This window comes from Terribacillus halophilus, from assembly GCF_900162685.1.
Classification (GTDB): domain Bacteria; phylum Bacillota; class Bacilli; order Bacillales; family Amphibacillaceae; genus Terribacillus; species Terribacillus halophilus_A.
In genome coordinates this window covers 1,287,829-1,307,619 of the sequence record NZ_LT727828.1, presented here as the reverse complement: position 1 = coordinate 1,307,619, position 19,791 = coordinate 1,287,829, and the positions used below count along the sequence as shown (strand labels likewise).

Annotated in this window: 22 protein-coding genes; 6 read left to right on the top strand and 16 right to left on the bottom strand. The window is 42.8% G+C overall.

Going from position 1 to position 19,791, the window contains the following annotated elements; genetic code table 11:
• Positions 1–102: 102 nt before the first annotated feature.
• Complete coding sequence (locus tag B1K52_RS17980) at positions 103–255, top strand: hypothetical protein (RefSeq protein ID WP_179106534.1); 153 nt, start codon at positions 103–105, stop codon at positions 253–255.
• 429 nt (positions 256–684) lie between these two features.
• Here the strand turns inward: B1K52_RS17980 and B1K52_RS11070 are convergent, their stop codons facing one another.
• Positions 685–873, bottom strand: a complete 189-nt coding sequence (locus B1K52_RS11070; protein ID WP_077308197.1) for a hypothetical protein — start codon at positions 871–873, stop codon at positions 685–687.
• Between the two features lie 130 nt (positions 874–1,003).
• Here B1K52_RS11070 and B1K52_RS11065 point away from each other — a divergent pair, with 130 nt between their 5' ends.
• Entirely contained in the window at positions 1,004–1,714 is a 711-nt protein-coding gene (locus tag B1K52_RS11065) for an MBL fold metallo-hydrolase (RefSeq protein WP_077308195.1), read from the top strand.
• Positions 1,707–2,225 (top strand): TetR/AcrR family transcriptional regulator, encoded by a 519-nt coding sequence (locus B1K52_RS11060; RefSeq protein WP_077308193.1) that lies wholly within the window; start codon positions 1,707–1,709, stop codon positions 2,223–2,225. Before B1K52_RS11065 ends, B1K52_RS11060 begins: the two co-directional genes overlap by 8 nt.
• A 440-nt stretch (positions 2,226–2,665) precedes the next feature.
• Here the strand turns inward: B1K52_RS11060 and B1K52_RS11055 are convergent, their stop codons facing one another.
• Together B1K52_RS11055 and B1K52_RS11050 are read right to left on the bottom strand one after the other, a co-directional pair.
• Positions 2,666–3,658, bottom strand: coding sequence for an ABC transporter permease (locus B1K52_RS11055; protein ID WP_179106533.1), 993 nt, complete (start codon positions 3,656–3,658; stop codon positions 2,666–2,668).
• 8 nt (positions 3,659–3,666) lie between these two features.
• On the bottom strand, positions 3,667–4,368 hold the full coding sequence (locus B1K52_RS11050; RefSeq protein WP_077308189.1) for an ABC transporter ATP-binding protein: 702 nt from the start codon (positions 4,366–4,368) through the stop codon (positions 3,667–3,669).
• A gap of 152 nt (positions 4,369–4,520) precedes the next feature.
• Between B1K52_RS11050 and B1K52_RS11045 the strand changes: the two genes are divergently transcribed.
• On the top strand, positions 4,521–5,123 hold the full coding sequence (locus B1K52_RS11045; RefSeq protein WP_077308187.1) for a TetR/AcrR family transcriptional regulator: 603 nt from the start codon (positions 4,521–4,523) through the stop codon (positions 5,121–5,123).
• A gap of 267 nt (positions 5,124–5,390) precedes the next feature.
• Here the strand turns inward: B1K52_RS11045 and sdhB are convergent, their stop codons facing one another.
• The 3 genes from sdhB to B1K52_RS11025 are packed head-to-tail and all read right to left on the bottom strand — an operon-like array spanning position 5,391 to position 8,583.
• Complete coding sequence (sdhB, locus tag B1K52_RS11035) at positions 5,391–6,161, bottom strand: succinate dehydrogenase iron-sulfur subunit (protein ID WP_077308183.1); 771 nt, start codon at positions 6,159–6,161, stop codon at positions 5,391–5,393.
• Complete coding sequence (gene sdhA / locus B1K52_RS11030; RefSeq protein WP_077308181.1) at positions 6,161–7,930, bottom strand: succinate dehydrogenase flavoprotein subunit; 1,770 nt, start codon at positions 7,928–7,930, stop codon at positions 6,161–6,163. Before sdhA ends, sdhB begins: the two co-directional genes overlap by 1 nt.
• Before the next feature lie 32 nt (positions 7,931–7,962).
• On the bottom strand, positions 7,963–8,583 hold the full coding sequence (locus B1K52_RS11025) for a succinate dehydrogenase cytochrome b558 subunit (RefSeq protein WP_077308179.1): 621 nt from the start codon (positions 8,581–8,583) through the stop codon (positions 7,963–7,965).
• Between the two features lie 321 nt (positions 8,584–8,904).
• Between B1K52_RS11025 and B1K52_RS11020 the strand changes: the two genes are divergently transcribed.
• On the top strand, positions 8,905–9,348 hold the full coding sequence (locus tag B1K52_RS11020; protein WP_077308177.1) for a YslB family protein: 444 nt from the start codon (positions 8,905–8,907) through the stop codon (positions 9,346–9,348).
• Positions 9,349–9,406: 58 nt separating this feature from the next.
• Here the strand turns inward: B1K52_RS11020 and B1K52_RS11015 are convergent, their stop codons facing one another.
• The 8 genes from B1K52_RS11015 to zapA all read right to left on the bottom strand — a co-directional run bounded on the left by B1K52_RS11015 (position 9,407) and on the right by zapA (position 17,605).
• Positions 9,407–9,865: a YxiJ family protein gene (locus B1K52_RS11015; RefSeq protein WP_179106532.1), complete on the bottom strand. Its 459-nt coding sequence runs from the start codon at positions 9,863–9,865 to the stop codon at positions 9,407–9,409.
• Between the two features lie 39 nt (positions 9,866–9,904).
• Positions 9,905–11,707, bottom strand: a complete 1,803-nt coding sequence (gene uvrC / locus B1K52_RS11010; protein WP_077308173.1) for an excinuclease ABC subunit UvrC — start codon at positions 11,705–11,707, stop codon at positions 9,905–9,907.
• A 79-nt stretch (positions 11,708–11,786) separates the two neighbouring features.
• Positions 11,787–12,101 (bottom strand): thioredoxin, encoded by a 315-nt coding sequence (gene trxA, locus B1K52_RS11005; RefSeq protein ID WP_077308171.1) that lies wholly within the window; start codon positions 12,099–12,101, stop codon positions 11,787–11,789.
• A gap of 99 nt (positions 12,102–12,200) precedes the next feature.
• Complete coding sequence (locus B1K52_RS11000) at positions 12,201–12,605, bottom strand: DUF350 domain-containing protein (protein ID WP_077308169.1); 405 nt, start codon at positions 12,603–12,605, stop codon at positions 12,201–12,203.
• A 21-nt stretch (positions 12,606–12,626) separates the two neighbouring features.
• Positions 12,627–14,969, bottom strand: coding sequence for an endonuclease MutS2 (locus B1K52_RS10995; protein ID WP_077308168.1), 2,343 nt, complete (start codon positions 14,967–14,969; stop codon positions 12,627–12,629).
• Positions 14,970–14,991: 22 nt separating this feature from the next.
• The gene (gene polX, locus B1K52_RS10990) at positions 14,992–16,707 is read right to left on the bottom strand and encodes a DNA polymerase/3'-5' exonuclease PolX (RefSeq protein WP_077308166.1); all 1,716 of its coding nucleotides are present in this window, start codon (positions 16,705–16,707) and stop codon (positions 14,992–14,994) included.
• A 54-nt stretch (positions 16,708–16,761) separates the two neighbouring features.
• On the bottom strand, positions 16,762–17,337 hold the full coding sequence (locus tag B1K52_RS10985) for a CvpA family protein (protein ID WP_077308163.1): 576 nt from the start codon (positions 17,335–17,337) through the stop codon (positions 16,762–16,764).
• On the bottom strand, positions 17,330–17,605 hold the full coding sequence (gene zapA, locus B1K52_RS10980) for a cell division protein ZapA (protein ID WP_077308161.1): 276 nt from the start codon (positions 17,603–17,605) through the stop codon (positions 17,330–17,332). The genes B1K52_RS10985 and zapA overlap by 8 nt, the downstream gene beginning before the upstream one ends.
• 118 nt (positions 17,606–17,723) lie before the next feature.
• Here zapA and rnhC point away from each other — a divergent pair, with 118 nt between their 5' ends.
• Positions 17,724–18,665 (top strand): ribonuclease HIII, encoded by a 942-nt coding sequence (gene rnhC / locus B1K52_RS10975; protein ID WP_143588872.1) that lies wholly within the window; start codon positions 17,724–17,726, stop codon positions 18,663–18,665.
• On the opposite strand, the gene B1K52_RS10970 is transcribed toward rnhC, so the two are convergent.
• Positions 18,662–18,967 (bottom strand): hypothetical protein, encoded by a 306-nt coding sequence (locus B1K52_RS10970; protein WP_077308157.1) that lies wholly within the window; start codon positions 18,965–18,967, stop codon positions 18,662–18,664. The genes rnhC and B1K52_RS10970 overlap by 4 nt on opposite strands.
• A 55-nt stretch (positions 18,968–19,022) precedes the next feature.
• Positions 19,023–19,514 (bottom strand): GNAT family N-acetyltransferase, encoded by a 492-nt coding sequence (locus tag B1K52_RS10965; protein ID WP_077308155.1) that lies wholly within the window; start codon positions 19,512–19,514, stop codon positions 19,023–19,025.
• Between the last annotated feature and the right edge of the window lie 277 nt (positions 19,515–19,791).

Genomic DNA, 19,791 nt, shown 5'->3' with positions numbered 1-19,791 from the left:
TATTTTCAAAAAAACTGCTATACAGCAACTTCCTCTCGATATATAATCATCTAAACACCTTAGAAAACGTTGAAAGAGGGATGAAACATAGCATTCATAATCATGCGTGAAGAAAAAGAGAACGTTCGCTGCCTGACAGAGGCCGGAAGCGCCATGTGTAAGCTGTTTGCTACATTAGAAGAAGCTGAGTTGATGAAAAAGCAGCTCGCTGCTGAGACTGCATCGCATATCCGCTGGTTTATTGTAGAAATGTAATTCATGTATTTAGAACAGACAAGTAGTCGGAAGCTTTCGAGGAAGCACCGGCTTCTTGTCTTTTTATTTGATAAGCAACAGCGTTTTCTCTGGAACTTACAGATTGATGAAGCTCTAAAATAAACACCGCCGCCAAGCGCTATGATCTGTTTCCCCTTTCAATTCTCTGGCAACTACAGGAGATATAGCTAGAGAACTTTCTTTAAAGATCGGAAAGAAGATTTAATAATTTTTCCGCTTTGTGGGCTTCTTATCATTCATATTTCTAACTATACACACGATTGAAATGACTTGGAGTATCGCTCCAGCCAAAAACAGGATAGGCTGTTTCAACCATGCGGAAAATCCAAAAAAACCTGAAGCTAAAAGCAATGATACAACTCCCCACAAATGCCACTTAGATTGAAACATCGATTCCCCCCTCATATATTAGTAAAGGTCATCCTTATTTATACTTCTAATACCTAAATGCTTTATTAAAAGTATCATCGCAATCACTTGTAAAATAAGTCCCGTGATAAGGAACACTGCTCCTTCTGAAATTGCTCCTAATAGCATCAATGAGGAGGCTAAAAGAAGCAAACCAACTCCCCAAATCTGAAACTTGGATCTATTCATTCTCTCCCCTCCTTTTATTCAGCTTATACTCACCGTATCATAAATCTCTCCCATTTGGAAAATAAACCCTTGTAAAACTAATAGTATTAGTTTACTATTTAACTAATACTATTAGTTTGGAGTGATACATGTGCGTTTACAGAAACATGAACATCTTTATCAGCTCACTTTTATGCCGCGTTTGTTTCCTGTTAATTGTTACTTGATTGAAGAAAAAGATGGCCTTACGCTGGTAGATGCAGCTATGACTTCTTCCGCTGCATCCATCTTATCTGCCGCTGAAACAATCGGCAAACCTATCCGTAAAATTGTACTGACACATGCCCATTCAGATCACATTGGAGCATTAGACAAATTAAAAAAAGCCTTACCACATGCAGAGGTGTTTATGGCAGAAACAGAGTGGAAATTACTATCGGGGGAATTTTCATTAAAAGCCAATGAACCACCTATAAAAGGAGGCTTTCCAAAAAACATCCAGACAAAGCCAACTGTATATTTAACAGAAGGCGATCGAATCGACTCTCTGGAAGTGATTGCTGCTCCCGGACATTCCCCAGGCATGCTTGCTTTCTTCGACCATCGAAACGGCGTACTTCTTGCCGGAGACAGCTTCCAGCTGCGCGGCGGAATGGCAGTTGCTGGTGATATTCGTTGGCGCTTTCCATTCCCTGCATGGGGTACGTGGAACAAAGAACTTTCTATTGCTTCTGCACAAAAATTAGTTGATCTAGAACCAAAGCTTCTTGCTGTCGGGCATGGTGATCTCCTGCATAACCCGGTACCTAAAATGCAGCAAGCCATTCAGCGTGCTAGAAAAGGATTAAATTCTCATGCCTAAAATGCAGCTTACACAATCCAAAATAACAGACGCTGCACTTTCCATTGCAGAACAGCAAAGCTATGAAGCTGTAACAATGGCGAATATCGCACGCGCCTTATCCATTAAGCCGCCATCTTTGTACAATCATTTCAAGAACTTGGATGAGATTAAACAAGAAATGGCCTTGATTGCGCAACAAAAATTGTATGAAGCCTTGAAAGACAAAAATACGCTTTTGTCATTAGCCAAGAAGTACGTAGATTTCTCCATATCATATCCTGGTTTATACACCGCTTCCCTGCGTGGCGGTACAGGTAAGACAGGTCACGCAATCGTACAACTTTTTGCCAACACACCCGTTTTAGCTGGATTAGTGGAAAAAGAAAAAATCCATGCTATTCGCGGATTTCGCAGTATGCTGCATGGATTTATAGATTTACAATATCACGAGGGGTTTAAAATGAATGTTAATCTGGAGGAATCGCTTGTGAGGATGGTTGGTATCTTCGAGCGAGGGCTAAGCGGGTGAACAGAAGCCGTACATCAAGTTTGAGCAGACATGCTGATAGTGCTTTAAAGTGTCGTTCAGAGTAAGATACATTGGTTATAGAAAAGGATCTTACATTAAAGGCTAAGATCCTTTTCTCTATCAAAAACTATATGGACTAGTTAGAAGAGCTATCTTACAATTATTTACCCCCCAACAGAACTTGAAAACTGTTAACATAAATGGCGTTCCCTGTAATCTGAACGTTAAATAATTCTTTATGTACGACAACACCGCCATTTTTCTCAATCCTCTTGCTCAACTAATACATTGATGCCGCCTTCTCTTATCCCTGAAAAAGAGAATGAGAAACGTCTGGCATGCACATCCGCGATAAATAAATACCTTTCTAAGCAGAATATTTAGGTATTAATTTCCAAATATACGAAAATTAATTCCCTATATCAAAGTAAAGCCTATACTTAAAATGGTCGCTCTTTCCGTAACATAATAGAATTGGCCATAACAAAGATCAAAAAGAAACTGCAAAGTATTAATAGGTCGCTCCATATCCAATTTATATCTTCTCCACGTAACATTATTGCATTTAAGATACGAGTGGCGAAAGATAGTGGCATTAGGTTGGCTATTGTATTTATCCATTGCCCGCCACCGGTTATATCAAATAATCCACTGAATAATATTTGGGGTACTAATAGAATTGGGATGAATTGTATAAGCTGAAACTCATTTTTGGCAAAGACAGATAACAGTAATCCTAGCGCAAGAGCAACACACGCAATGACTAAGGTAACGAAGGTCAACAGTAGCAAGCTGCCTTCCAGTGGTACATCTAAAACAAAAATAACAAACACTTCAATGATGAAAGCCTGACAAGCGACAAAGGGTAAGTAGCCTAAAAAATAGCCAATCAACATGTAAGATCTTCTGATAGAAGTTGCTAAACTGCGCTCTAATGTACCAAATGTACGTTCTCGTAAAAAGCTCACTCCTGAAGTAATGAATACATATAGAAAGATAAAAAAGCCCATTATAGCAGGTCCTACTTCCTCAAATGCAGATAGATGTTTACCACCGTACATATATTCTGTATGGACAGGCGTATTGGAACTGCTGTTTAAATTCTCTTGTTCAAGTTGGTCGGTTATTATATGATAAGCAGCGTTTCTTTTTGTATTTTCGGTGCCTTCAATAATAATTTTAAATTCTTCCGGAATTACAAAAGCATCTAGTTCTCTTTTCTTCATATCAGCTTTTGCAGACGCAACTGAACTGTAATTTTCCCAACCCTCAACTTTAAAGGCTTCATCTCCTACAATTCCAATCTGTATCTCTCCACTCCCTGCATTCAATACACTATATAATAAGAACAGTACAAGTATTGGAGCTACAAACATCATTAGCAGTGTACGTTTATCTCTTAATAGCTGTATACCAACACGCTTTGCAATCATGAATGACCTCATACTTGTGCCTCCTTTAAAAAAGCGACATCAACAGAGCCATGATGTTGAATTAATTTCTCCGGAGTACCTGCATCAGATAACTTTCCATTTCGCATGAATAGTAATCGATCACAAACTTCTGCTTCATCCATTAGATGAGTAGAAAGTAAAATTGTTTTACCGGCTTTCTTAAGACGTTTGAACTCTTGCCAAAAATCTAATTTCAACTTTGGATCAATACCAACTGTCGGTTCATCTAAAAGCAGAATATCAGGGTCATGTATAAGCGCAATAGCTAAACTTAGTCTGCGTTTCATTCCACCTGAGAAGAAAGCTATTTTACGTTTTCTTACATGATATAAATCAACAAAATGAAGCAGCTTATCTACCCTTTCCTTTAATTCCTTCCCTTTTAGCCTGTGAAGAGCCCCGAAGTAAAGTAAGTTTTCTTCGGCTGTTAATTCACTGTATAGAGCATCGTTTTGTGCCATATACCCTATATATCCACTTACTTCTAATGTTGGCTGTTCTTTATCCTTTATCTTTATCTGACCAGATTTCACCTTTATGATACCGGCAAGTGCACGAAACATCGTGGTTTTTCCAGAGCCACTTGGACCAATTAAGCCAATTAACTCTCCTTTCTTAATAGTACAGGTGATATCATTTAGAATGTAATGTTTTCCTTTCGCGATAGTTACTCCCTTTAGCGTAATCATTTCGCTCTCCTTCCTTTCCATAGCTGTTGTGTAGGATACATTTATTTCATGTATAATTATGGAATAGCCAAAAGAGGGATTCAATTCGCAATAAAGTGTAACTGTCAAATAAGCAACATATTTGTAAATATGTCTAGTTAGGGGAGTTAATAATGACTGCTGCAGATTTGAGAGTAAAGAAAACCTTATTAGGAATAGAAAACAGTTTTCTTGAACTTTTGAAGTCAAAAGAATTTAGTAAAATAACTATTCAACAAATTGCTGATCGCGCAATGATTAATAGAGCAACCTTTTATTTACATTACACCGATAAATTCCATCTTTTGGAAGAGTTGATTCAAAAACGGATGGATAGGATACTTAACATTTATCGACCTGCTGCTCATCTTACAGAAGGCATCTTATATAAGGATCGCTTTATAAACACAATAAAGTATGTATTTCAACTTGTTGAAGAGGACAGTGGGTTTTATGAATTACTAATTAAACGAGAAGATATAGGAAACTTAAAACATAGATTTGAAACAGCTATCCTACATGTCTTTCAAGAACGTTTCCACTCACTTTTCGGTCAGCAAGCGTTGCCCCTACCAAAGGATATTCTGCTAACCTTCCTAAGTACTGCAATTAGCAGTATGCTATATTGGTGGCTAGCAAACAGTAAGCCTTATACACCTGAACAAATGGCTTTATTTATCGTTCAATTAAGTATCAAGGGACCTATCAATGGATCTGGTTTGGAGTTAACTCCTTAATACTTACACCGATAAACTTAATCCATACCTTGACTTTACAAAAGCTGCCGAATTCTGGGCAGCTTTTGTAGCAAGAGGGTTTCATTGTATATGTGTAAAAGATGCTTATGGTAACAATGAGGAAGAGAATTAAAAAAGGAATGCTTTTCTCACTTCCTTTCAGTACTGACACCCATTGTTTCTTTTTCATTACATCAATCACTATTCCCCCTCATTCCTCAACCTACAAAAAAACGGAACTCCTAGTAAGAGTTCCGTTCTTCTGTCTTAATAATTCGTATCACTGCCAAAGAAGTTCTTAAACGATTGGATGTTCGTTGCGCGGTTCATCTCGGCGATGGACGTGGTCAACGGAATGCCTTTCGGACAAACTTGGACGCAGTTTTGGGAGTTACCGCAGCTGCCGATGCCGCCTTCGCCCATCAAAGCTTCCAGACGTTCTCCCTTGTTCATTGCTCCTGTTGGGTGGGAGTTGAACAAACGGACTTGGGAAATCGGTGCGGGACCGATAAAGTCTGATTTGTCGTTAACGTTCGGACATGCTTCCAAGCATACCCCGCACGTCATGCACTTGGAGAGTTCATATGCCCACTGGCGTTTTTTCTCCGGCATACGCGGTCCAGGTCCAAGATCGTACGTACCATCAATTGGCACCCATGCTTTAACTTTTTTCAGACTATCGAACATTTGAGAGCGGTCAACTGCCAAATCTCGAACGATTGGGAAAGTAGACATTGGCTCAAGTCGGATTGGCTGCTCGAGTTTATCAATCAGTGCGGCACATGACTGTCTAGGTTCGCCGTTGATAACCATAGAACAGGCCCCGCATACTTCCTCCAGGCAGTTCATATCCCAATAAATCGGCGTTGAATCCTTGCCTTCAGCATTCACTGGGTTTCTGCGAATCTCCATTAAGGCAGAGATGACATTCATATTTTCCCGGTATGGTACCTCAAACGTTTCTTCATAAGGAGCGCTGCTCGGATCGTTCTGACGTGTAACAATCAGGGTAACCGTCTCTTGTTTGGTCGCTTCCATTATGCTTTTGCCTCCTTCGCTTTCGCTTGGCTGTAGTCACGTTTTCTTGGCTCGATATAGGAAGTGTCGACTGCTTCGTAATAGATATGTGGTGAGTTGGTAGATTCATCATATCTAGCCATAGTTGTTTTCAAGAAGTCTTCATCATTACGTTCCGGGAATTCCGGCTTGTAATGGGCTCCGCGGCTTTCGTTCCGCTGGTAGGCACCAATTGTCATCACACGTGCTAAGTGAAGCATATTCTTCAGCTGGCGTGTGAACATTACACCTTGGTTGCTCCAAAGCGACGTATCATGGATGTTGATATTGTTCCAGCGTTCCTGAAGCTCCTGCAGTTTATCGTCTGTTTTCAGCAGCTTGCTGTTTTCCCGAACAACTGTCACGTTATCTGTCATCCACTCGCCGAGCTCACGATGCAGCTTGTACGCATTTTCCTTCCCGTCCATCTTAATCAGCTTATCGAAGGACGCCTGCTCTTTTGCAAGGGCATCGTCGAACAGTTTGCTGGAAAGGTCATCTGCGTGCTTATCTAATCCATCGATATACTTAATTGCGTTTGGTCCTGCAACCATTCCGCCATAAATAGCAGACAGCAGGGAGTTCGCACCAAGACGATTCGCACCGTGCTGTGAGTAATCACATTCTCCAGCCGCGAATATTCCTGGAATGTTTGTCATCTGATCATCGCTGATCCATAAACCACCCATCGAATAGTGTACGGCTGGGAAGATCTTCATCGGTACTTTGCGCGGATCATCTCCTGCGAATTTCTCGTAGATCTCGATAATTCCACCCAGTTTGACATCTAATTCTTTCGGATCTTTATGAGAAAGATCAAGGTACACCATGTTCTCCCCATTGATACCGAGCTTTTGGTTCACACACACATCGAAAATTTCTCGAGTGGCGATGTCACGCGGCACCAAGTTTCCGTAAGCCGGATATTTCTCTTCTAAGAAGTACCAAGGCTCACCATCTTTATACGTCCAAACACGGCCGCCTTCTCCGCGGGCAGATTCACTCATCAAGCGAAGTTTATCATCACCTGGTATCGCGGTCGGGTGAATCTGGATGAACTCTCCATTCGCATAAATTGCGCCTTGCTCATACAAAGCACCAGCAGCCGAACCTGTATTGATAATGGAGTTTGTCGATTTACCGAAGATAATCCCAGGTCCGCCTGTTGCCATAATGACAGCATCTGCACGCAATGCGCGCAATTCATGGGATTGGATGTTCTGTGTCAGGATACCGCGTCCGACACCTTCTTCATCAATGATTGCATGAACAAATTCCCAGCCTTCATATTTCGTTACCAGTCCAGCTGTTTCGAAGCGGCGGACTTGTTCGTCCAGCGCGTAAAGCAGCTGCTGGCCAGTCGTCGCACCAGCGTAAGCTGTCCGGTGGTATTGTGTACCTCCGAAACGGCGAAAATCAAGCAGTCCTTCTGGCGTTCTGTTGAACATAACGCCCATTCGGTCGAGCATATGGATAATGCTTGGTGCAGCATCACACATTCCTTTAACCGGACCTTGGTTGGCAAGGAAATCTCCGCCGTATACTGTATCGTCAAAATGTTCCCATGTGGAATCGCCTTCCCCTTTTGTATTCACTGCTCCGTTAATGCCGCCCTGGGCACAAACAGAGTGGGAGCGTTTCACTGGTACAATGGATAATAAATCTACATGGACGCCAGCTTCTGCAGCTTTGATGGTAGCCATCAACCCTGCAAGTCCCCCGCCGACGACTACTATGTTACGTTTACTCATATCTTTAAGTCCCCTTTCTTAAAGCTGCTATCTTATACGCCCATACCGATTGCAAGCAAGGAACGTATTCCCAAATACGTAACGCCCAGGAATACAAGCAGCGTCGCATATGTCGCGATTCGCTGAGAACGCGGAGACACGGTAATGCCCCATGTAACCAGGAAACTCCATAAGCCGTTCGCAAAGTGGAACGTTGTGGAAATGACGCCAATCAAGTAGAACCAGAAGAAAAATGGCTGCGTAAGAATCGCTTCCATGAAATCAAAGTCAATCGTTTCCTGCGTAAAGATTGTAATAATACGAGTTTGATAGACATGCCACGCAATGAAAATCAATGTTACGATACCAGTGACCCGCTGCAGCAAGAACATTAAGTTACGGAAGTAGCCATATCTTCTCGCATTGTTCTTACCAGTCAGTACAATGTACACACCGAGAATGGCATGGTATAGGATTGGTATGTAAATAACCACCCATTCAAGGACAAAGCGGAATGGAAGATCGTGCATGAAACCGGCAGCTTTATTAAAGCTGTCGCTTCCGTATGCAGCAAAATGGTTAATTACCAAGTGCTGGATAAGGAAGATTCCAATTGGAAGCACTCCCAACAACGAATGCAGCCTGCGGTAGAAAAACTCTCGATTCTCGTTCATACGTACCCCCCTCTGTAGCTCTCTGAATTAACAGAATGATTGCGTTTTCATAACCGGTCAAAAATAAGACCGATTGAAAACTAAAATCCGTTATTAACAATATTATTGTATAACTATCAAATTTAGGCGTCAAGAAAACGCTTCGAAAAAATTAATAAACAGTTTTTTTATTTTGTTAAATACCGACGAAACAAATCATTTTTTGTCAGCTGTGTAAACATTCTTAATTCCGTCAAAAGACAATAGCGGGAAGTGCTGTTTTCATGTTAAAGTGAATACAGATAGCTTGTAATTGCAACAAGGCGGGAAAGGAAGACACGCATGCAAAAGAAAATGCAAGAATTCGACAGAGATTATATGGAGCAGCTCATTACCCACGGAGCTGGTCATGATATATTGCGTTTTGTCAGTTTACCAGACTTATTAGGCGAGGACGCCTCCTCTATCCTTTATGTTCTTGGTAAGAAGCTGGCACGGAAAGTAAACCCAACGTCCATGGAACAAATCGAGGATTTCTTTATTCAGATGGGCTGGGGCAACCTGAGTCTCGTCAAACAAAAGCGGCATGAAATGACATTCGAACTCTCTGGTGCTCCCGTCGTACATAGATGGAAAGTAGGTCTCGGGAAGGAATATCGCATGGAAGCAGGCTTCCTGGCTGCCAGTATAGAGCAAATCAAAGAACTTATGTGTGAAGTGGTAGACGAAAATGTACCGAAACGTGAGTATGTCCAATTTAATGTGTATTTTGCAAAGGAAAATTAATGTACTTGTGAATCGAAAAAAGACGTGTGGATATCTTCACACGTCTTTTTTGTCTGCTCTAGTAATATCGATATTTCTCTCTTTCAGCCTCGTGTTGTTTATAATAAAGGAATAGTACGTAAAAACGGGCTAGCTCAAATGTTTTATATTCGTGATAGAACACAGGATACTTTTGAATAAAGCTGTTATCTTGAATAGCCCATTCTGGATGATGCGAAAAGAAGTTTTTGCTGCACCACGCAACAAAAGATCTGCTTGGCAGCTTGCCTCTTCCTATAGGATGTACGGCAGCAGCAATATCCATCCAATATGTATTCCAATCTGCTCCGTCCAACATATCTGCATTAGGATGGTCTGCTATCAAATGCCTCAAATCATCATAAGGGAAATGTTCCCGGAGACGGAGGGACAACATTTCTTTCATGGTTCTAGTCCAGCTTTCTTTTACAACTTCCTCTTTAAGATGATGATACGCGGTTGGCATTGCAATGTATTTGCCTTCTTTTATAATTCTCATCTCCTCATAAAAAAAAGACCAGAGCATCATAAGCCTGGTCTATTCTTGTTCATTCTCCTGTTCATCTTGCGGGTTATTCAAGTGATTCAATATAACTTGCGCAGTCGGTGCTGGTATACCAAGCTTGCTAATCTCTTCGACAGAAGCTTCCTGGATAGCGGGAACTGATTTGAAATGGCGCATAAGCAATCTTCTGCGCTTCTCTCCTACGCCAGGGATATCATCCAACTTGGATTTGATCGCACTCTTGCCGCGAAGTTGACGGTGGAAGCTGATGGCGAAGCGGTGGACTTCATCCTGTATACGCTGAACCAGATAAAAATCCTGAGCATTTCGATCGAAATTAACAACTTCTGGCGGTGTACCATAAAGCAGTTCACTCGTTCGGTGCTTGTCATCCTTTGCGAGACCGCAAACCGGAATATCCAGTCCAAGCTCGTCCTCCAGTACTTCCAAAGCAGCGCTCATTTGACCCTTACCACCGTCAATGACAATTAAGTCAGGCAGCGGCAGGTTATCCTGTAATACGCGCTTGTAGCGACGTCTGATGACTTCACGCATTGTATCGTAATCATCCGGGCCTTTTACATCACGAACTTTGTACTTTCGGTATTCCTTTTTGTCCGGGCGACCGTCGGTGAAAACAATCATCGCTGATACTGGATCGGTTCCTTGGATATTCGAGTTGTCAAAAGCTTCAATTCGATGCGGTGTTTCGATATTCAATTTTTCTCCAAGTGACTCTACTGCTTTAATTGTTCGGTCTTCATCACGTTCGATAAGCGAGAATTTTTCTTTAATAGCGATTTTCGCATTCTTTCTAGCAAGTTCCACTAGCTCTTTTTTCCGACCTCGGAATGGGATGGCAACATCGGTATCCAATAGCTGCTGCAGTCCTTCCACGTTCGTGCCAATTGGTACGAGTACCTGTTTTGGCATTAGATGGTTTTGATGCAAATAGAAACGTCCGACAAACGTAAGGAATGTCTCTTCTGGTTCATCAAAAAACGGGAACATGCTGACATCACGCTCAATCAGCTTACCTTGGCGGATAAAGAATACTTGCACACACATCCAGCCTTTGTCATAAGCAAAGCCGAACACATCTCTGTCTGTCTGATCCGTTAATGTCATCTTCTGCTGCTCCATGACAGATTCAATATGCTGAATTTGATCTCGCAGTTCTTTTGCCCGCTCAAAATCAAGTTCTTCCGAAGCTTCCTGCATCCTTTGCTGCAAATCCTTCTTAATCTGATGGTGTCCGCCATTTAAGAAGGTCGTAATATTTTGTACGATATTACGGTTTGTTTCTTGGGAGACAGGATACACACAAGGACCAAGGCATTGGTGCATATGGTAATACAAGCAAACGCGGTCGGGCATCGTATTACATTTACGCAGCGGGTAAAGCCTGTCCAGCAGTTTCTTCGTTTCCCTGGCTGCGATTACGTTCGGATATGGTCCAAAATATTTGCCTTTGTCTTTTTTCACTTTTCGTGTCACCAGCAAGCGCGGCTGTTCTTCTGCTGTAATTTTCAAATAGGGATATGTCTTATCATCCTTTAGAAGGATGTTATATTTGGGATCGTATTTTTTGATTAAATTCATTTCTAAAATGAGTGCTTCGATTTCGGAGGAGGTGACAATGTATTCGAAATCGACAATCTCTGTGACAAGCCGCTGCGTTTTGCGGTCGTGTGCACCAGTAAAATAGGAGCGCACGCGGTTGCGGAGTGTCTTAGACTTTCCAACATAGATGACTGTCCCATTTTTATCTTTCATCAAATAACAGCCAGGCTGCGGCGGCAGAACAGCGAGTTTATCTGTAATCGTCTTGTTCATTCGCTTTCCCCTCTATACAATTCTTTACATAAAGGAACCCTTGCTACAGGAAGTAACAAGGGATCCAATTCATGATTGCTTACGCGTGTTTGTTTACTAGCTCAACAAGAGCTTCTTTTGGCTGGTAACCAATTACTTGGTCTACTACTTCGCCATCTTTGAAAAGAAGCAAAGTCGGGATGCTCATTACGCCAAATTTACCAGCAGTAGCTTGGTTTTCGTCAACGTCAAGTTTTACGATTTTTACTTTATCGCTCATTTCGCCATCGATTTCTTCCAATACTGGAGCGATCATTTTACAAGGGCCGCACCAAGTTGCCCAAAAGTCAGCAAGGACAAGTCCTTCGCCAGTTTCTGTACTAAAGTTTGAATCCGTTGCATTTACAATTGCCATTGTCTATTCCTCCTAAATAAAGCTTTCACCAGAGTATAGCACTGCTGAAGTCCGGAACGCTAATAGTTTGCTTAGAAGGCTCCATTCCTAAACATCGTACTAAATACTTGCTCCTATAACATATGACAATCCTACGGAAATAACAAGAGATATAAATCCAACTGCGCGATTATCATTCGCAATCTCCGCATCAATCTTATAAGTCGGCGTAAGGAACTCAAAGATAAAATAACCGATCAGCAGCATGACGAAGCCGACGGAACTCCACACGATACTTTGCAAAATACCATCATTATGTTCATAAGAAAAACGAAGTACATTCGTAATTCCGAACATCTTTCCCCCAGTCGCCATTGCTACTGATAAGTTTCCGCGTCTGATTTCTTCCCAGTTCTTATAAGAAGTAACCAGCTCGAAAATAGCCATAAATACAATAATGCTCAATACTGCCACGCTATAGCGAGCAGCTGTCAGGACAAACGTATTTTCCCAAAATGACTCCATAACTTCGAATTCCCCCGGTCGTTACTGAAATTCCAGCACGGTAACACCAGTTCCGCCTTCACTCATTCCGCCGGAGCGATGATTTTTCACAGCACGATGACGTTTGGCAAATTCCTGTACACCAGTCCGTAATGCGCCTGTTCCTTTACCGTGGATAATCGATACTTGCGGATATCCAGCTAATAGCGCATCATCCACATATTTTTCTACGCGGCGCAGTGCATCCTCATATCGTTCTCCGCGCAAATCCAGCTCTGTGCTTACATGATAGGCGGAGCCTTTTACAGTGGCTACCGGCTTTTCTTTTAATGTGTCCTGTCTCTTTACGAATTCAATGTCTTTTCGTTTCGCTTTTATTTTCATAATTCCAATTTGGAGTAAATATTCTTTGTCGCTTACCTTCTCGACGACTGTTCCTTTTTGTCCGAGTGTGAGCAGAAGTACTTCATCACCAGGCATAAGCTGCTGGGATTCCTTCGATTTCGGTGCTGATTTCGCGCCTTTTTTCGCAAGCTCCGGTGAAGCATCCTCCAGCCGTTTTCGTGCTTCAATAATTTCATGCTCTTTTACGCTTGCTTGATTTTTCATCGTACGAAGCGAGCTGACAATTTCTTCTGCTTCTTCCCGCGCTCGTTCTACCGCTTTAGCAGCTTTCTCTTCTGCTTTTTGGTAAAGACGTTCCCTCTTGGTGTCAAACTCCTGCCATTGCTTCTCCAGATCTTGCTTCAGCGCTTCTGCTTCTTCCAGCTGCGTTCTGGCAGTTTCATAATCCTGTTCTGCTTGTCGGCGAGATGTCTCTAAGGAAGCAATCATATTTTCGACACTCTTAGAATCGGTACCAATCAGTTCTTTTGCACTGTCGATAACAGATTCTTTCAAGCCTAGACGGCGTGATATTTCAAAAGCATTACTGCGTCCTGGCACACCGATTAAAAGGCGATACGTGGGCTTCAGCGTTTCTACATCAAATTCCACACTGGCGTTCACAACACGCTCTCGGTTAAATCCATACGCTTTCAACTCTGGATAATGCGTTGTCGCTACAACGGACGCTCCACGCTTGATTGTCTCATCTAGAATACTCATCGCTAATGCGGCACCTTCCTGAGGATCTGTACCAGCACCTAATTCATCAAACAAAACCAGCGATTGATGATCGACTTGCTGCAAAATATCCACAATATTCACCATATGGGAGCTGAATGTACTCAAGCTTTGTTCAATAGACTGTTCATCGCCGATGTCTGCAAACACATCTGTGAAAACAGCCATCTCTCCCCCATCAAGCGCTGGCACTTGCAAACCGGACTGGGCCATCAGTGTACAAAGGCCGATTGTTTTAATCGTGACAGTTTTACCACCGGTATTCGGTCCGGTAATAACAATGGTGGAATAATCTTCTCCAAGATCAATATCATTCGCTACCACTTCTTCCGGATCGATGAGCGGATGTCTTGCCTGCTTCAAATGGATGATGCCTTGGTCGTTCATTTTCGGCATGGAACAGCGCATCACCGCGCCAAGCTTCGCTCTAGCTGCAATAAAGTCAATCTGACCTAGAATCTCAATATTAGCAAGTAAAATCGCTTCGTCTTCAGCAACTCGCATACTAATCTCTTTTAAAATTCGTTCGACTTCCGCTTTTTCCTGTGCTCGTGCTTCCTGCAGCTGGTTATTCATATCTACTACAGCTTGCGGCTCCATGAACAATGTTTGACCTGAGGAAGACTGGTCATGCACGATACCGCCGATTGCTCCGCGATATTCTTGTTTGACCGGCAGCACATAGCGGTCATTTCGAATAGTAATGATAGAATCTGATAACATCTTGCTTTTCGAACGGGTATAAGATTCTAATTTTTCTCTTACTCTGCTTTCATTCGTACGGATTTTAGTACGGATTCCACGCAGGCGGTCTGATGCGCCATCCATAACACGGCCATGATCATCAATGGCGTTCTTTATATGGCGTTCCAAGTCGCTTAACGAAATAAGCTGTTCAACGAGTGCACGAATGATCGGCAATTCAATGTCTTCCAGTTCTTCCACGAAGTGTTTTAAATTCTTTCCGCCATAAATTGTGCTGGCAATGTCCAAACACTCATTGGCATTTAAAACGCCGCCGATTACCGCTCGTTTCACACTAGCACCGATATCGTGAATGCCTCCTAGCGGAATTCCTCCGCGAAGACGAATAATAGAAGCCGCTTCATCCGTTTCGGCTTGCAGCTGTTCAACTGCTTCCAGTTCTGTTGCGGGCTGGATTTGCATCGTTCTTTTTTTACCAAGTGAAGACGCAGCTTGTTCACTTAGCTTTTGGATGATTTTATCGAATTCCAACACACGGAATATTCGTTTATTCATTTTTTCCCCTCACTTTTAGCAGTTAGTTGCGCTGAAAAAGCTCCATCAACTGTTGCTTCGACCATGTGTTGATGACTGTCTCTGGTTTAAGCCAGCCTTTTCGAGCCATAGCGACTCCTACTTCCATAAAAGATAGAGTCGCATAGCTGTGGGCATCGGTATTGACAGCAATCTTTACACCGAGCTCCTGCGCTTTCTTTAAGTACGTCCATGACAGGTCCAGTCGGTTTGGATTCGCATTCAATTCAATGACTGTTCCTGTTTCTGCTGCTTTCTCTAACAACCAATCCGGATCGGCCGCGTAACCGGCTCTTCTGCCGATAAGACGGCCTGTTGGATGAGCTATAACATTTACATTCGGATGTTCCAGCGCTGCCGTCAGACGATTCTTTATTTGATCAGCTGATTGCGAAAAGCTGGAATGAATTGCACCGATTACGTAATCCATCTCTTGCAGAAATGCATCATCAAAGTCTAAGCGGGCATCTGGCAGAATATCCATTTCCACACCGGCAAAAATATGAAAGTCGGGGAACAATGCGTTTACACGCTCAATTTCTTCCCGCTGTTTTCGGAGCCGCTTTTCATCCAGCCCGTTTGCCACTTTCAAGTATTTCGAGTGGTCTGTAATTGCAATATAAGAATAGCCAAGTTCAATTGCTTGCTTTGCCATTTGTTCAATTGACTGTGCACCATCACTCCACGTTGAGTGCATGTGCAAATCTCCTTGAATATCAGAAAGCTGAATTAGCGGCATTTCTTGTTTGAAGCTATCTAACTCGCCGTGCGCTTCCCGTATTTCAGGAGGAATAAAGGTTAAATCAAAATGTCGGAAGAAATCCTTCTCTGTTTGGAAGGTTGTCAGTTCTCCCGTTTCTACATTCTCCACGCCATATTCACTAATTCGCTCACCGCGTTTTTTCGCCAGCTGACGAAGAGCGACATTGTGGTCAGCTGAACCAGTAAAGTGATGCAAAGTCGTCGCAAAAGCTTCTGGTTCAATCAACCGAAAATCGACGTTAATGTCGTAGCCTTCTTCTAACGTCACTGATACTTTTGTTTCTCCATTAGCAATAACTTCTTTTAAATTCTCAATCGTCAGCAGCTGCTCTTGGACTTGCTTTGGGTCATTCGTTGCAATAATAAAGTCTAAATCTTTCACAGTTTCCTGCATCCGGCGCAAGCTCCCAGCCCGGGCATAGCGCTCAATACCATCTAGACTTTCCAAAAAGGCTTCAATTCGTTCTGCTAAGGGCAGCATCATTGCAATTGGAATACGCTCTGGTCTGGATCCGACATTTGCTAAGCTATCGAGAATCTTTTCAGCAGACTTTTTGCCAAATCCGCTTAGTGCTGCAACTTTTCCTGATTCTACAGCTGTTTTCAAGGATGCTCCGTCAACTACGCCAAGCTCCTGGTACAGCTTGGCCAGTTTCTTCCCGCCTAATCCTGGCAAGTCAAGAAGCGGAACAAGACCTTCTGGCACTTCCTCTTGCAGCTGATGCAGCGTATCAGACTCTCCGTTTTGTATATATTCTTCTATCACTGCGGCCGTTCCTTTGCCGATGCCATTTAATGCGGTAAAGTCAGCAATCTCATCTAGTGATTGATCGTTTGTTTCCAACGCATTCGCAGCTTTTCGGTATGCAGATACCTTGAATGTATTTTCCCCTTTTAGTTCAAGATAAATTGCAATCGTCTCTAATAGTTTAACAACATCCTTTTTGTTAATAGCCATCTGTCTCATCCTTTCGACCAAGGTAGAAAACCCTTGCGCACGATGCCGCAAGGGTTAGTTATTCCATCCCATCATTTCGCTGGGTAATTTATTTGCAACATGATTCAGCCATAAATCTTTAATTTCACCAGATATATATGGTGTATGCTCTACCATCCAAGCTGCGAGTATTGACCTATCCAGTGCTTCCTGTATCGGTGTAATCGGCAGCAATACGGAAAGATATAGAATGACGAAGACAATTAAATATATCTCGATGAAGCCGAGCGCACCGCCAAGAAGCTTGTTGACAGAACGCAAAATTGGCAAATCGGCGATAAAGTCAAGCATCGATCCGATAATGTGTAAAACAATTTTTGTTGCGAAAAAGAGAATCGCAAACGCAATAGCGTTGTAAAACACTTGATCTAATGGAACAGCTCCAAATATATTGGACCACGTGCTGTCAGATGACATATCCGGATACGGAATCCATAATTCCAGTTTCGGAGCCAGCTGATCGTAATAAATAGCAGCAACAATAAATGACACAATAAAGCTTGCCAAATGGAACAGCTGCATAATGAAGCCTCGCTTCAAGCCGACGAGAACGCCGAACAAGAGCAACGCGATAATGAGTAAATCAATCATTGTCCTTGCTTGCCTCTTTCCTTGTAATAGAACCTAGCAATTGTGCATAGTCTTCTTTTAGTTTCAAATAATCATTTGTCGTATTTACAGCCGTTAGCACGGCTAATTTTGCTGTATCAAGATTCGGATTCGCCGCAGAGATCTCCGACATCTTCTGGTCGACTAGGCTCGCCACCATTCGCATGCGATGGGCTGGCTCTTGGCCTACAATTGTATAGGATCGGTTATGTATTTCTACCGTAACACGTGTTTTATCTGACTGGGACACGTTATCCCCCCTCACTTCTCTTATAATACTAAACCTTATAGTAACATGAAGGTGCCAATTTAGGAAACAATTCAATATAGCTTTATCGGCATGCTATACTGGATGTCAGATTGGAGAGATGAACGTGGGACAAATCGTATTACAATTAACATTGGACAAGATCCAGGAAATGAAAACAGTATACAGCCAAACAGCGAAAGCGGCACCACCCGGAGCTGTCTTTGCCGCCAAAACACCAAGCTGCAGTATTACTGCCTACAAATCCGGCAAAGTGCTGTTCCAAGGTAAAGCACCAGAATCGGAGGCAGATAAATGGGGAACAGCTCCAGCAGCTTCTAAAAGCAACAGCACCTCAAAACCAAGTGTGAATGATCACAAGTATGCACCAGACCCTTCTTTATTTACCACCTCTCACATCGGCTCAGACGAAGCAGGGACAGGTGATTTCTTCGGGCCAATCACTGTTGCAAGTGCATATGTAGATAAGAGCCAGGTTGCACTTCTCAAAGAACTTGGTGTGAAAGACTCGAAGCTTCTGAAGGATGATGCTATACAGCGCATCGCAAAAGATCTCATGCACGCCGAGATGCCTTACTCTCTCTTAGTGATGCGCAATGAAAAATACAATCAGCTGCAGAAGCGCGGCTGGTCGCAAGGCAAGATGAAAACGATGATGCACCACCACGCCATCCAAAAGCTGCTTGCCAAGATTGCCCCGACTAAGCCGGATGGCATTCTGATTGACCAGTTTCAGCTGCCGTCAACTTATATAAAGCATCTTGCTTCTGAAGGAGAAAAGCTGCAGCCAGACGTGAGCTTTATGACGAAAGCGGAAAGCTATTCTCTCGCTGTAGCAGCAGCTTCGATCATCTCCCGAGCGAGCTTCTTAAAAGAGATGGACAAGCTTTCCAAGCAAGCAGGTTTTACAATCCCGAAAGGCGCCAGTGCAGCTGTTGATCAAGCAGCCGGACGCCTCATCCGAAGCAAGGGACGCCAAGCGCTTCCTGTATTCACGAAAATGCATTTTGCAAATAGCGCCAAAGCCGAAAAGTACGTCTAACGTCCATATTTTCGCCGACTATTTGATTTCCTGGTCCGCACGAGCCTGCCAGCAGGCTGCTTGCGGATCCATTTTATATACTTGGACAATTTTTCATCTGACCGCAGCGCTTCAATTGTACCAAGCCGAGCTGCCAGCTCCTCATTCGTATACAATGCATGAATTTGTTTGTGACACGGAATACAAATCATCGCAGTATCTAGAAATGTGCCGCCCATTTCCTTTGGTATAAGATGATGCTCTGTTAACGTAACCTCATCTCGGCCGCAAAGCTCACATCTGCCAATATGCTGTCTTGCCACATTCATCCCCTCACTTAGTACCAGTATAGACAGTAATTTCCGCTTTTAACGTACATTAGCCTATTTCCCGATAATACCGCAGCGACACTTGTGTTTCGCCTGTTTCAGTCAGATTGCTTTTCTTGCCCCGCAGACGGAAGCCTCTTGCTTCATAAAAAGGAATGCCTAATGTATTGCCTTCTTGAACGGAGACCCATTGTTCCGAAACGCCTTGCTGCTTTTGGTCTTTTGTCAAAGCTTCCAGCAGCAGCTTTCCAGCACCCTTATAACGCGCTGCTTCATCGACATACAACACAAACACTTCCCCAGTCGATTGTCCTGTTACCGCTCCTCCAATAACACCAACCACTCGCCCCACCTGCATTGCCACATAACGATAACTGCCAGATTGGATTTCTTCTTTTACACGACCAAGGTTATACCAATAAGCGACATTCTGCCGCTGAAACTCCTCACTAAGCTTCCCAGCAACCGTTTGCCGCCACCCTTTGGAACATATGGCTGCTATTGCTTCGGCGTGTTTTAGTTCTGGTTTGGTAATATTCATATTTGCTCCTCCATTACTTTTATTAACTGCCTGACAATCTAGTAAAAAGATAACTCTAACTTCCAATCGAAAAGAAAAGTTCTTCTCTTTTTGGAGATACAAGAGAGTCTTTTGCCTCTATAGAGAAGCGCACTTCGAGGGTAGAAAGTGATGAGATCCTCTGTAAAGAGCCTTTAAAGAGCTGTTTCTTGGTTACAGAGACAAGTGATGGCTAAAATACTGGTACTGAGCGTATTAGAGGTAAAAGAAAAGTACCTATTATTATTGAACTTTTTCA

What these genes read in the sequence shown, in the direction of transcription:
- B1K52_RS17980 (WP_179106534.1), top strand. Translation starts at nt 103, where the DNA reads ATGCGTGAAGAAAAAGAGAACGTTCGCTGCCTGACAGAGGCCGGAAGC.
- polX (WP_077308166.1), bottom strand. Translation starts at nt 16,707, where the DNA reads ATGGCTATTAACAAAAAGGATGTTGTTAAACTATTAGAGACGATTGCA.
- uvrC (WP_077308173.1), bottom strand. Translation starts at nt 11,707, where the DNA reads ATGAACAAGACGATTACAGATAAACTCGCTGTTCTGCCGCCGCAGCCT.
- B1K52_RS10965 (WP_077308155.1), bottom strand. Translation starts at nt 19,514, where the DNA reads ATGAATATTACCAAACCAGAACTAAAACACGCCGAAGCAATAGCAGCC.
- B1K52_RS10985 (WP_077308163.1), bottom strand. Translation starts at nt 17,337, where the DNA reads ATGATTGATTTACTCATTATCGCGTTGCTCTTGTTCGGCGTTCTCGTC.
- B1K52_RS11060 (WP_077308193.1), top strand. Translation starts at nt 1,707, where the DNA reads ATGCCTAAAATGCAGCTTACACAATCCAAAATAACAGACGCTGCACTT.
- rnhC (WP_143588872.1), top strand. Translation starts at nt 17,724, where the DNA reads ATGAACGTGGGACAAATCGTATTACAATTAACATTGGACAAGATCCAG.
- B1K52_RS11070 (WP_077308197.1), bottom strand. Translation starts at nt 873, where the DNA reads ATGAATAGATCCAAGTTTCAGATTTGGGGAGTTGGTTTGCTTCTTTTA.
- sdhA (WP_077308181.1), bottom strand. Translation starts at nt 7,930, where the DNA reads ATGAGTAAACGTAACATAGTAGTCGTCGGCGGGGGACTTGCAGGGTTG.
- B1K52_RS10995 (WP_077308168.1), bottom strand. Translation starts at nt 14,969, where the DNA reads ATGAATAAACGAATATTCCGTGTGTTGGAATTCGATAAAATCATCCAA.
- B1K52_RS11015 (WP_179106532.1), bottom strand. Translation starts at nt 9,865, where the DNA reads ATGAGAATTATAAAAGAAGGCAAATACATTGCAATGCCAACCGCGTAT.
- B1K52_RS11000 (WP_077308169.1), bottom strand. Translation starts at nt 12,605, where the DNA reads ATGGAGTCATTTTGGGAAAATACGTTTGTCCTGACAGCTGCTCGCTAT.
- B1K52_RS11020 (WP_077308177.1), top strand. Translation starts at nt 8,905, where the DNA reads ATGCAAAAGAAAATGCAAGAATTCGACAGAGATTATATGGAGCAGCTC.
- sdhB (WP_077308183.1), bottom strand. Translation starts at nt 6,161, where the DNA reads ATGGAAGCGACCAAACAAGAGACGGTTACCCTGATTGTTACACGTCAG.
- B1K52_RS11045 (WP_077308187.1), top strand. Translation starts at nt 4,521, where the DNA reads ATGACTGCTGCAGATTTGAGAGTAAAGAAAACCTTATTAGGAATAGAA.
- trxA (WP_077308171.1), bottom strand. Translation starts at nt 12,101, where the DNA reads ATGGCAATTGTAAATGCAACGGATTCAAACTTTAGTACAGAAACTGGC.
- B1K52_RS11050 (WP_077308189.1), bottom strand. Translation starts at nt 4,368, where the DNA reads ATGATTACGCTAAAGGGAGTAACTATCGCGAAAGGAAAACATTACATT.
- B1K52_RS11025 (WP_077308179.1), bottom strand. Translation starts at nt 8,583, where the DNA reads ATGAACGAGAATCGAGAGTTTTTCTACCGCAGGCTGCATTCGTTGTTG.
- B1K52_RS11055 (WP_179106533.1), bottom strand. Translation starts at nt 3,658, where the DNA reads ATGATTGCAAAGCGTGTTGGTATACAGCTATTAAGAGATAAACGTACA.